General features: G+C 38.5%; 7 protein-coding genes and 1 pseudogene. 5 read left to right on the top strand and 3 right to left on the bottom strand.

Annotated features, from left to right (window positions below):
• Positions 1-47: 47 nt before the first annotated feature.
• The gene (locus H6G73_RS09300; protein WP_190603582.1) at positions 48-1,484 is read right to left on the bottom strand and encodes a carotenoid oxygenase family protein; all 1,437 of its coding nucleotides are present in this window, start codon (positions 1,482-1,484) and stop codon (positions 48-50) included.
• Between the two features lie 120 nt (positions 1,485-1,604).
• On the opposite strand from H6G73_RS09300, the gene H6G73_RS09295 reads away from it, so the two are divergent.
• Positions 1,605-5,810, top strand: a complete 4,206-nt coding sequence (locus H6G73_RS09295) for a PAS domain S-box protein (RefSeq protein WP_190603580.1) — start codon at positions 1,605-1,607, stop codon at positions 5,808-5,810.
• Here the strand turns inward: H6G73_RS09295 and H6G73_RS09290 are convergent, their stop codons facing one another.
• Positions 5,811-6,764 carry a diguanylate cyclase gene (locus tag H6G73_RS09290; RefSeq protein WP_190603578.1) on the bottom strand — a complete coding sequence of 318 codons (954 nt, stop codon included), beginning with the start codon at positions 6,762-6,764 and terminating at the stop codon, positions 5,811-5,813. It lies immediately after the preceding gene.
• Between the two features lie 202 nt (positions 6,765-6,966).
• On the opposite strand from H6G73_RS09290, the gene H6G73_RS09285 reads away from it, so the two are divergent.
• Positions 6,967-8,148, top strand: a complete 1,182-nt coding sequence (locus H6G73_RS09285; protein WP_190603576.1) for an IscS subfamily cysteine desulfurase — start codon at positions 6,967-6,969, stop codon at positions 8,146-8,148.
• A gap of 269 nt (positions 8,149-8,417) precedes the next feature.
• Positions 8,418-9,149 (top strand): hypothetical protein, encoded by a 732-nt coding sequence (locus tag H6G73_RS09280; protein ID WP_190603574.1) that lies wholly within the window; start codon positions 8,418-8,420, stop codon positions 9,147-9,149.
• Positions 9,150-9,184: 35 nt separating this feature from the next.
• Here H6G73_RS09280 and H6G73_RS09275 read toward each other — a convergent pair whose 3' ends face one another.
• Positions 9,185-10,645: an aminotransferase class I/II-fold pyridoxal phosphate-dependent enzyme gene (locus H6G73_RS09275; RefSeq protein WP_190603571.1), complete on the bottom strand. Its 1,461-nt coding sequence runs from the start codon at positions 10,643-10,645 to the stop codon at positions 9,185-9,187.
• A gap of 320 nt (positions 10,646-10,965) precedes the next feature.
• Here H6G73_RS09275 and H6G73_RS09270 point away from each other — a divergent pair.
• Positions 10,966-11,151 (top strand): annotated as a pseudogene (locus H6G73_RS09270) (type II toxin-antitoxin system HicB family antitoxin); the annotation flags it as partial.
• Positions 11,152-11,327: 176 nt separating this feature from the next.
• Positions 11,328-11,573: a type II toxin-antitoxin system HicA family toxin gene (locus tag H6G73_RS09265; protein ID WP_190603569.1), complete on the top strand. Its 246-nt coding sequence runs from the start codon at positions 11,328-11,330 to the stop codon at positions 11,571-11,573.
• The last annotated feature ends 1,040 nt before the right edge of the window (positions 11,574-12,613 follow it).

Below are 12,613 nucleotides of genomic sequence, written 5' to 3'. Positions count from 1 at the left end.
TTGAAAACTGCCTGTCTCAAAATCAACCATGGTGACATGGATACTGCCTATATTTGTGCTTTCCATGTACCGTGAAAACTATGGGGGATGACGCTAGGCAATGCCAGTTTACAAATAGGTTCTTCATTGATGGCATCATGGTCAAAGATCCAAACCTCACTAACCTGAGAATTGCCATCGTAAACTACAGTTAATACCCAACTTTGCTGAGAATTATATTTATCTTGAATAGGCAATGGTTCACTAGGATAGCAGTTTTCACCACAGTTAGCTTCTGTGAGCGTTCCTGTTGCCAAGTCCAACCTAGCGATACTATTTAATATTTCTCCAGCTATATCTGTACCTTGGCGAAAAATTGACATGTAGCTATAACGAGAAAACTTACCAACATTTTGGGGTGGGACGTTGGGAAATTCACAGGTTCTATCTAACAGTGTTTCTATATTAGTAACTTTGCCTGTTTGGGGATTGAGTTGTACTCTGGTGAAAGTAGTTTGAGCCACAGTATGAGTTGAACCAGTGGAAATTTCTTTTAAATATTGATTCGTTTGGAAATCTGCATATTTAGCAAAATCAATCACGACTGTACCACTATCATCAACATAGCCATTGCTAAAATGCCATTGAAACCAAGGTTCTGTAACTCCACGACTAACTAAAGATAAGTTTTCTCGGTCGATTACAAGAATTTGATTGCCTAGTTCTGGTTGCCAGCTAAATGAGTCACTGTAGGTGTTAAAACCAAATAATACAGGCCAAATATTTAAACGCACAGCCGGGGCAAAAAAGATTAAATATGGCCCTGCTAAGACAAAATCATGGATGATGGAAAAGCCGGATAAGGTGAATTTTGCTGTTTTGAGAACTTTGCCACTGCGGTCACTTTTAAAAACATTCAAAATGGCATTTGGCCCTGGAGTCATACCAAAGTTAAATATCTCTCCTGTAGCATCATCAACTTTGGGATGGGCAGAATAGGGCTGTCCGGGAGTTAAACCACTTAAGTCATCTAAGCCTTGTGTTTCTAAAGTTTGTAAATCCAGGGCATAGGGATGATTACCCTCCCACAGTGCCAGTAGTTTATCAGGTAAAGCTAGGACGGAGGTATTGGCACTATGTTTAACGGGTCTACGCCATTGATTCCAAATTGGCCCTGGTGCAGTCATGCCATAATTGCCGTATAATAGTTTACCAGCAGCATTTTCCGCTTGATACCCAGTTGTCTGGACATAACGATAGATTCCTGTTGCACCTGCATCGGTAAAATGAATAGCGAGAATTGCCCCGTCACCATCAAACCAATGTCCCACACTCATCCCACCACGTTGTAATCTAGCAGCGCCATTACGATAGAGTGTACCTCGCAAACCGTCGGGAATTTTACCAGTAATAATTGGTAAGGGTGTGAGAGGAAACTCTTTTGCTGGTTGAGATATGGCTCCTGCCCAAGCTGGTTTTGTGGATTGTTTATTAGTAGTTTGCATATTAAAGGTTACTTTTTGTTTACATTTCCTTGATATTACAGGTAAATCTATTGTGGGGAATAATAAGACTATCTCTGGTGAAAGCGATCGCTTGTAGCAATAATTGGTGAAAAATCCATTATGGAACTGACCACTGCCTCGTCACTTTCTCTGAATCAGCTTTGTATAGAGCGTTACGTTGTCAAGGTAACACCTGATGCTTCTCTATTGGAAGTAGTCCAACTGATGAGTCAAAAGACTCCAGGTGATACCGAATCTGGAGGTAAGTGGCAGCAAGTCAGTTGTGTTGTGGTTGTAGACAATGACAAACTAGTAGGTTTATTAACAGAGCGAGATGTGGTGAAATTAGCGGTTGCACAACGAGATTTAACTCAAACCAAGATTGCAGAGGTGATGACCACAAATTTAATTACCTGTCGAGAGTGGGAAGCTACACAACCGTTGCAATTAATTCACCAACTTCGTCAACATCAGATTCGCCATTTACCAGTTTTAGACCAATGTGATCAAGTAGTGGGAGTTGTAACATCTACACAAATCCAAGCGGCTTTACAACCAGCGGATGTACTCAAGTGCCGCAAGGTGAAAGAAGTCATGACTTCAAAGGTGATTTATACTGCACCGCAGACAACGGTATTAGAGTTAGCAAAATTGATGAGTTTCCATCATGTCAGTTGTGTTGTCATTGGTCAAAATATCTCTACTCATCAAATTTTACCCATGGGAATTATCACCGAAAGAGATATTGTCAAGTTTCAAAGTCAACAACTGTCATTAAGTACAACTTTAGCAGAACAGGTGATGAGTTCACCTTTATTTTTAGTACATCAAGATGACTCGCTGTGGAATACTAATCAAGAAATGCAGCGTCAACAAGTGAGACGGTTTGTAGTAGTTGATGACCAAGGATATTTAGCAGGAATTATTACCCAAACTAATATTTTGCAATCGGTGGATATTTATGAATTAAACAAAGTTATTAATGCTTTACATCAACAAGTTGAAAGCCTCCAGCATCACAATGTGAATTTGTGGCAAAGGTTAAATCATCAACTACAAGAAGAATTAACGCGCACCCAACAAGCAGAATCAGCTTTGCGAGAACGAGAAGCAACTTTAAGCAGTTTTTATGACTCTGCACCGATGATGATGGGTGTGGTGGAATTGCTAGACAATGACATTCTGCATTTATCAGATAATTCTGCGACCGCACAGTTTTTTGGCACCACACCCACAGCGATGAAGCATCGCTTGGCTAGTGATATGGGTTTGAGTCGGGAACACATTCACATCTGGTTACAACAGTATCTGAAGAGTCAGGGAACTGGCAAGCCTGTGAAGTTTGAGTATCCACACTATCACAATGGTGTGACTCAATGGCTATCTGCTACCGTTTGTTATATTGGTCAATCTGCACAACATCGGCCCCGGTTTTCATATGTAATTGATGATGTGAGCGATCGCAAAAAGGCAGAAGCCGAACGCACCTATTTAGCAAATCTCTTAGCTGCTAGTCTGAATGAAATTTACGTCTTTGATGCCAAAAGTTGGCAGTTTCAGTATGTTAACCAAGGAGCATTGCAAAATCTAGGTTATACCCTAGAAGAAATGCAAAAAATCACTCCTTTGGATGTCCAACCGGAGTTAACAGCCCAGCAATTTCGCACCTTGATTATTCCCCTGTTAACTGGTGAACAAGAACAAATCCTGTTTCAAACTGTCAATTGTCGTGCGGATGGTAGTTGTTATCCGGTGGAAGTTCACTTGCAGTTAATGGAACAGAACCATCAATTAGTGTTTTTAGCTGTAGTTCTGGATATTACTATCCGTCAACAAGCTGAACAGCAAATCAAGTTTCAAGCACAATTATTAGCTCAAGTCAGCAATGCTGTAGTGGCCATTGATTCCCAATACCATGTTATCCATTGGAATGGTGCAGCAGAAAAACAGTATGGTATCAGTGCTGAAGATGCCTTGGGTAAACCATTGCTAGCATGTTATGAATACTTTTGGCTCAAACCAGAAGATGAGGTCAATGCTGCTAAAAGTTTAGCCAACCAGGGTTGTTGGCAAGGAGAGAATATTCATCGCAAACGTAACGGTGAGGAAATTGTTGTGGAATCCTCGGTTAGTGTACTCAAGGATCAAAAACACAAACCGATGGGATTACTGGCTGTAATTCGGGATGTGAGCGATCGCATCAAAACCGAAACGGCCCGCAAACAAGCAGAACAGGCATGGCAACAGCAATTACAAAAAGTTTTACTCCTCCAACAAATTACAGACGAAATCCGCCAAAATCTCAAAACCCAAGATATTTTTGAAACTGCTGCTATTCAAATTGGTCAAGCTTTTCAAGTTCATCGTTGTTTAATTCATGCCTATGTAGCTGAACCTGAACCACGTTTACCTTTAGTAGCAGAATATTTACACGGCAACTTTTCCTCACTACAAGGAATGGAAATTCCTGTTAAAGGTAATCCCCATGCAGTGGCGATGTTAGAGCAAGACCGGGCCATTGTCACACCTGATGTTCACCTTGACCCCTTATTTGAGCCAGTTCGTGGACTTTGCCAAGCCCTACAAATCAAATCTATGTTGGCTATTCGCACCTCCTATCAAGGTAAAACCAATGGCTTGATTGGCTTACATTATTGTTTACCTCCAGAGGCAGACCAAAGGCAAATTCGTGGTTGGACAACTGATGAAATAGAACTATTGGAAGCTGTAGCAGCACAAATGGGTATTGCCTTAGCCCAGGCTAGTTTATTAGAACAGGAAACCGCTAGAAGGGAAGAACTCACCTTAAAAAATCTGGCCCTAGAAGAGGCAAAACAGCAAGCGGAAACAGCCAACCGTGCCAAGAGTGAATTTATCGCTAATATCAGTCATGAAATTCGCACCCCTATGAATGCCATTCTTGGCTTTTCTGACCTATTGCAGTCCATTACCACTGAAGAAAGGGCATGTTCTTATTTGGATGCGATCGCATCCAGTGGTAGAGCTTTACTAGGGCTAATTAATGACATCCTGGATTTGTCTAAAATTGAAGCAGGTAAACTCGAATTGCACTATGAACCTGTTGATTTACGGGCCATCATTCGCGACATCCTGCAAATTTTTAACCAAAAAGCAATTGGCAAAAACCTCACTCTTCAATCTCATATTGAAGACACCATCCCCACCGCCATTTATATAGATGAAGTCAGACTGCGCCAAATTCTCTTTAATTTAGTTGGCAATGCTTTAAAATTTACTGAACAAGGATATATCAAAATTTCTATCCGTGCTAAAACCTATTCTCAAGCCCAAACAGAAAAGATATGGCTAGAAATTGTCATTGAAGATACTGGCATTGGTATTGCTAAAGAACAACATCAAAGTATTTTTGAATCCTTTGTACAAAGTGCTGGACAAAGTAACCGCAAATATCCAGGTACAGGTTTAGGACTAGCCATCACCCGTCGATTAATGAATATGATGGGAGGAATGGTTACACTCCAAAGTGAACTAGGACGAGGCAGTATTTTCTCTTTAATTTTTCCTGAGGTTTTACCTGCCACATTTAACCAAGGCTCTGTGAAGGAATTGAGCTATGATTGGCACTTAAATCAATTTCAGCCAGCCAAAATTTTAGTGGTTGATGATGTAGCTTCCAATCGAGACTTAATTAAAGGCTACTTTGACAACACACACCATCAATTGCTATTAGTAGAAAACGGTTTAACAGCGATTCATGTTGCTCAGATCCATCAACCTGATTTAATTTTACTCGACCTACTCATGCCAGAAATGGATGGCAAAGAAACTGCTCAATATCTCAAAGAAAATGAATCTACATCCCAGATTCCCATTATTATTTTAACTGCCTCTTCTCAACCAGAATTGTCATCACAATTAGGTTTTCTTTGCCAAGGTTTATTAGGTAAACCAGTCAGTCGCAGCCAATTATTTACTGAACTCAAGCAGCATTTATCCCTCATTTCAGCAATGTCACCATCGGCAACACCATCTAGTAAAAATCAAACTCTATGGAATTATCCCATTAATTTACCAGAACTACTTACTGCCTTACAGCAAGAAGAAGAGGTGGTGTGGGTAACATTGCGTAAAACCTTGAAAATTAGACAATTAAAAAACTTTATTGAGAAATTAGATACTTGGGGCAAAAGCCATCAATGTCAACTACTGCTAGATTATAGCCAAAGTCTCAAAAATCAACTAAATATTTATGATATGGAAGCTCTATATCAAACAATTGAAAAGTTTCCTGCCGTCAGAGGAGCATTAACAGCTTGTCAGCATGAAAATACTCTTCCTCAATAATTAATCATGACCAATAGCAATAACTTGATTGCGTCCTTGTCTTTTAGCTATGTATAATGCCTTATCGGCTTGTTGGATAATAGTGTCTATTTCATCGTTGTCTGAGGAATAACTAGCCACCCCAAAACTAGCAGTGATTGATACAGAGTTTCCTCCAGCGATCATTTTCATCTTGGCTAATTCTTGTCTAATTCTCTCCGCAGTAGTCTTTGCCCCTGTTTGGTCAGTATTAGGGAGTAATATGACAAATTCCTCACCGCCAAACCTACCACAATAATCAGTATTTCGTAAATAACTCATAATAGTTTTGGTGGTAATTTTTAAAACTTCATCTCCCACATTATGTCCAAAATTGTCATTAATATTTTTAAATTTATCAATATCTATAATTATTATAGATAAAGGTGATTGATATCGTTTAGCTCGATTGATTTCCTGTTCTGCCAAATAGAAAAAATAACGCCGATTATAAAGCCCGGTTAAAGAATCAGTATTAGCTAACTCTTCTAATTGCTTGATAATTTTTTCCTGCTCTTGCAACATGTTTTTTAACTTTTGTCGTGAGTGTTTTAATTCTAAATGTGTTTTCACCCTTGCCAAAAGTTCCTGGGCATTAAAGGGTTTAGTAATATAGTCAACTGCACCCATTTCAAAGGCTTTGACTAAATGTTCTTCATTTTTACTTACCGTCACAAAAATAATGGGTAATTCAGCAAAATCTGGATTAGATTTTAATTTTTCACATACTTCTAATCCATCCATTTCTGGCATCATTAAATCTAGTAAAATCAAATCTGGGCGGATAGCTTGAACACGCTCTAATGCTGTTTTACCACTTGAAGCACAGGTAATCTCATATCCTCCTTGGTCTAATATCTCCGCCATAAATTGCATATTTAGTTGAACATCATCAACTATCAAAATTAAACAGTCTTCTGGATTAAATAGCTTCATTCAAATTTTTCCTTAAATACTGACTATTCAACCTATTTACACAAAAAATAAACTACAGTATCTAACCACAAACCCTACTGGGATGATGAATCGGAAATAGGTAATAACTAGGAAAATCTATGATAGATAATATATTAAAATAAATTATTAAAACTATAGAAATAGTGTCAAGCCAATCTTGCACTATATTTTCAAGATACCTATGTCTAGTTATCCTATATACATTGATTATCAAGCTACTACACCTGTTGATAAACGGGTGCTAGCAAAAATGCTTCCCTACTTCACAGAAAATTTTGGCAACCCAGCGAGTATTAATCATGTTTACGGATGGGAAGCTGAAGCTGCGGTCAAACAAACAAGGGAAATCTTAGCTAATGCCATTCATGCCTCTCCTGAAGAAATTATCTTTACTAGTGGTGCGACGGAAGCCAATAACTTAGCGATTAAAGGTGTAGCAGAAGCTTACTTTCAAACAGGTCAGCATATTGTAACCGTAGCCACCGAACATAGTGCTGTACTTGATCCATGCAGATATTTACAAACCCTGGGGTTTGAGATCACTATCCTGCCAGTCAATCAAGATGGATTAATTAACCTAGCTGACCTAGAAAAGGCTTTACGTCCCGATACGATTTTAGTTTCTGTAATGGCCGCAAATAATGAAATCGGCGTTTTACAACCTTTAGCTGCCATTGGGGAAATTTGTCACCAACGACAAATTATTTTTCACACAGATGCTGCCCAAGCCCTTGGTAAAATTCCCCTCGATGTACAGACGATGAATATTGATCTCATGTCCTTAACTGCCCATAAGTTATACGGGCCCAAAGGGATAGGCGCTCTCTACGTCCGCAGACGCAACCCCAGAGTTAAATTAGCTCCCCAGTTACATGGAGGTGGACATGAGCGAGGAATGCGATCAGGTACTCTTTATACGCCCCAAATTGTCGGTTTTAAAGAGGCAGTCAAAATTGCTTTAGCAGAACAAGTCACAGAATCTCAATATCTAAAACAACTCAGAGAAAGATTGTGGCAACAATTATCTAGTTTAGAAGGAATTCATCTCAACGGACATCTTGAGCAACGCCTACCAGGAAATTTAAATGTGAGCGTGGAAGGAGTTGATGGTGCAGCTTTATTATTAGGATTGCAACCAGTTATGGCAGTTTCTTCTGGTGCAGCTTGTTCTTCTACGAAAACATCTCCTTCTCATGTACTAACAGCAATTGGACATTCAGAAAAACTGGCTTATGCGTCTGTTCGGTTTGGTATTGGCAGATATAACACCCAGGAGGAAATAGATACAATTGCCCAGCACTTTATTTCTACTGTGCAAAGTCTACGTAATTTGTCAGCAAATCAAATTTTAACAAGTAAATGAATGGCTAAAAAATACCGTTTCATCTTTGCCATGTAATGACAATGGTGAGACGAAAATCTTTGTGTTATGGCTAAATAAAACACTAATCGTGAATCTGAGATATAGATGTGTCTATCATAGCTAATTCTAGTAAGAATCAGCAAGAAAATATAGACAAGTGTTATTATTTTTTACTGGAATACGTAACAATCATGGTAATATAATCAAGCGATCGCTAATTAAGATTGAAATCTTTTTGAGTTATCAACTAGCTTGCTCACAAAATTGATATGCCGCAATCATCTACTCGTGATGTAGAGTTATCAATTCATATCTCTACTAAAAAAATTACACAAATTTTAACTATCATCATGGCATGTCTGACAATCACTGGCTCTATCAGTGCTTATTTCCGGTTTTTAAACTTTCCCTTTCCAGCATCCAAATGGTTCTACGAAATATTTAGTCTTGATGAAGAGTTAAATTTCCCCGCTTGGTATTCCTCTTTATTGTTATTATTCTCTTCAGGATTGTTAGCAATTATTACTACATGTAAGCAAACAGATAAATATTGGAATTACTGGAAAAATCTATCTTTAATATTTCTAATTCTTAGCGTAGACGAAGCATTTAGTTTACACGAAATATTGATTATTCCTTCTTTAAGAGAAGAATTTGATTTCAGTCCCCTATTTTTTCAAACCTGGGTTCTATTTGGCATCCCTGCGGTACTGTTTTTTGTATTTAAATATTTCAAATTTTTACTCAATTTACCTAAAACTACCCGATATTTATTTATGCTGGCAGCAATTTTTTATCTCAGCGGAACTCTGGGAATGGAAATGGTTGGTGGACTGTTAAGAGAGTATTTTGGTCGGTTGGGTATAATTACAATAATTGGGATAGTGATTGAGGAATTTTTAGAAATGACAGGAATTTTAACTTTTATCTACAGCTTACTCCGTTACTTGAATAGTTTGCAAGATATGATTACTCTCAAAATTTATATCTCTGAAAAATAGCAATCAATATTTATACCTAAGCTGACAGCAAAATTTTACATGTGGACAACTTTTAAAGTTCTTAAATTTTTATCGGCACATCCTGTAATAAATCCCCCCATTGCCTGAATTTTTTGCAGATATTCTAAGGCAGATTTGGTAATTAACTCTCCGGGCATTAACACAGGAATTCCTGGAGGATAGGGGCAAACAATTTCACCACAAATTCTGTCTTGAGTCTTCTCTAAAGGTAACGTTTCACTATTAGCAAAAAAAGCCTCGCGGGGAGAAATAGTTATAATATGAGCAATATTAGCATAGTTATTATGTTTACATGTTGACCACTGATTTGTCAAATGAGACATCTGGGTGAGATTATTCAATCCTTGCAATAAAGCTTCAATATCTGATTTTGTGTTACCCAAGGTGAGAATAAACGTGAGATGTTGGAGAGAGGAAAATTCTGGAGTCACTCCCATTTCATTGAGAATATCTTCAGCAGCAAAGCCTGTGCAACCTAACTCAGAGACTTTCACTGTCAGTCGAGTTTGGTCTAGAGCCATAAATCCAGGGGATTGTCTAGCCAAAGACAAGGGAGTCGATAAACCAGCTATAGAGTTAATGTGACTTCTTGCTTCTGCGGCTAATTCTAAGGTGTGAGACATTAGCTCTTGCCCATGAATTGCCATTTGCTGACGTGCGGCATCTAGGGAAGCCAATAATACAAAGCTGGGGCTGGTAGATTGAACGAGTTGCAAGGCTTTATTAACTCTGTCTATATCAATTCTGTTGCCTTGGATATGTAGCATTGATGCTTGGGTCATGGCCCCAAGGGTTTTATGGGTAGATTGCACAGTTAAATCTGCACCTGCGGCTAAGGCTGACGTAGGTAAGTTGGGGTGAAAAGCTAAATGTGCACCATGGGCTTCGTCTACCAGTAAAGGAAGATTGTATTGGTGAGTTAGATGAGCGATCGCCTGTAAATCTCCACAAACACCGTAATATGTAGGGTAGACTGTCAGCACTGCCTTGGCATCAGGATGTTTTTTGAGTGCAAATTCCACCGCTTCTGGTGTGATGCTGTGAGCAATATCTAAATCTTCATCATATTCAGGTTGAATAAAAATAGGCATTGCACCAGAAAGAATTAATCCAGCAATAACCGAAGAATGGACATTACGCGGAAGAATAATCTTATCGTTCATACCGCAAGTTGCCAGAATTGCGGCTTCAATTCCACAGGTAGAACCATTAACTAAAAACCAAGTTTTTTCAGCACCAAAAGCTGCTGCTGCTAATTCTTGTGCTGCTAAAATTGCGCCTTCAGGTGCAAATAAGTTATCTAATTCTGCTAATTCTGTTAAGTCAGCTTGAAAGACTTTTTTACCTAATAAATCAATTAATGCTGGAGAAATTCCTGCACCCCGTTTATGTCCTGGGGTGTAAAACGGTGCGTGGGGACGAGAGATGGAGGTTTTTAGGGCATCTATCAGGGGTGTGTGGTTTTGATTGGGCATTTTTAAGTAATACTTATTTTTATCGGATATATACTGTTATTTAGAACTTACTTGTATAAACTTTGTAGAATAATTGTAAATGAGTCTGGCGATCTACAGTCTAAAAATTACATCCCAAACAACTGTGAATGGGTTACCAAACATGAAGCAATCAGTCGAGGTCACTTATGTAAAGAAAAAAGTATGAAACCTGATGGTCACAACATCTTAAGTTAGACTAAAATCTGCACGATACTTTGCTAGAGATAGGTTACAGCAAGTATGATATAGCGAGCAATATTCTTGGTGTACAATAATCCCAAGCTCAACAAAATATTCCCATGACTGAAATTGTATTTCGCGTTGAACATGATCCAGATGGTGGCTATACAGCCACAGCATTAGGTCAATCAATATTTACTCAAGCTGATGATATAGAAACATTGCAAATCATGATTCGTGATGCTGTTCACTGTCATTTTCCTGATGCAGAGAAACGTCCTAAAATTATTCGTTTACATATAGTGATACCAATTCTGGATGAAGACGCGCCAAATTATATAACGAACCACGTTCGCAGAGCGTTACGAAGGAAAAGGCGCGTTCCTCGAAGACGTTCCGAAGGAAAGGACACAAAGAAAGAATGAAAGAAATTAAGCGCAGCTTCATGAAGAAACGGTATGAGAGATGAGGTAATAGCTTCTTGAAACTCCCACGAGATTTATCTGGTAAAGAATTAGTAAAAGCTCTTGCTCATTTAGAGTACAAAGTAAGTCATCAAACAGGTAGTCATATTAGATTAACTACTCAACTCAATGGGGAACATCATGTTACAGTTCCAGCCCATGACCCTATTAAAATAGGTACTTTAAATGCAATTTTAAAAGATATCGCATCTCATCATAATTTTGACAAAGATGAACTAATTGTGTTACTTTTTTATAGCTGATTTAAATATGCACTATTTAGGCAGATTAAATACAAATAAACTGCCACTACTTTTAAGTATACAAATACTTTCAGTGAGTCACAAGTGTTGTGATTGCATTACCAATCTGGTGATAGGCTTTGCAAGTAAGCATGTTTAAACGCCATTATCTAAAATACCATTCTTGATTTTGCCTTTTGTAGCGACAGAGTGGAAATGTCTAAAAATATTCATCAGTTTCAGCAAACATGGGAAAATCGATAATTCTGTAAAAAACCTTAAGAAAGCTATTATATATCGCGATAATCATTCTGGAGCGATCGCTTACCCTCAAAATAGAGTCAGATAATCCCAAAAATGGCTTTGCGTTTTACGCAAAACAAGGATAGACTGGAAATCTCAGGGCAATAAAACACCTAAAAAACTGTTCAGGAAAATATTGTCATCGCTAGATTTTGATGTTAGGGTATGCAGAGTTAGTTTTTTGAGAAAAAACCCCCAGAGGATGTTAGCCAACTAGGGGGAGTTAGTTATCAGGGTGCATCTACCAAATAAGTTTTCTCAGGTGTTGCACCTGTCTCCGGACAGATTTTTTAGCTAGGATATTCCTTTTACTACTCCATAAAAAACCCCTAGAGGTGTTAGCCAGCTAGGGGGAGTTAGTTATCAGGGTGCATCTACCAAATAAATGTTCTTCGTGTAACGGACAGATTCAGGATAAATTTTTCATAATCAAGGGTAAATATTGGTGCAAAGAAAAAACCCCTAGAGGTGGTAGCCAGCTAGGGGGGGTTAGTTATCAGGGTGCATCTACTGTTTAAATGTTCTGGGCTTTTGTCTGATAACCGGAAAAATTTGGGTGTGTTATTTATGGATATTTTGAAGTTCAAAGAAAAAACCCCTAGCAGTGTTAGCCAACTAGGGGGGGTTAGTTATCAGGGTGCATCTACTGTTTAAATGTTCTGGGCTTTTGTCTGATAACCGGAAAAATTTGGGTGCATTATTTATGGATATTTTGAAGCAAAAAGAAAAAACCCCTAGCAGTGTTAGCCAACTAGGGG

The sequence above is a fragment of the Richelia sinica FACHB-800 genome, from assembly GCF_014698825.1.
Classification (GTDB): domain Bacteria; phylum Cyanobacteriota; class Cyanobacteriia; order Cyanobacteriales; family Nostocaceae; genus FACHB-800.
Note: the sequence above shows the minus strand (reverse complement) of the source record. Positions and strands in the feature narration are given on the sequence as shown.

Excerpts from the sequence above, each read along its gene's own strand:
- H6G73_RS09280 (WP_190603574.1), top strand. The coding sequence starts at position 8,418 with ATGCCGCAATCATCTACTCGTGATGTAGAGTTATCAATTCATATCTCT.
- H6G73_RS09300 (WP_190603582.1), bottom strand. The coding sequence starts at position 1,484 with ATGCAAACTACTAATAAACAATCCACAAAACCAGCTTGGGCAGGAGCC.
- H6G73_RS09275 (WP_190603571.1), bottom strand. The coding sequence starts at position 10,645 with ATGCCCAATCAAAACCACACACCCCTGATAGATGCCCTAAAAACCTCC.
- H6G73_RS09285 (WP_190603576.1), top strand. The coding sequence starts at position 6,967 with ATGTCTAGTTATCCTATATACATTGATTATCAAGCTACTACACCTGTT.
- H6G73_RS09295 (WP_190603580.1), top strand. The coding sequence starts at position 1,605 with ATGGAACTGACCACTGCCTCGTCACTTTCTCTGAATCAGCTTTGTATA.
- H6G73_RS09290 (WP_190603578.1), bottom strand. The coding sequence starts at position 6,764 with ATGAAGCTATTTAATCCAGAAGACTGTTTAATTTTGATAGTTGATGAT.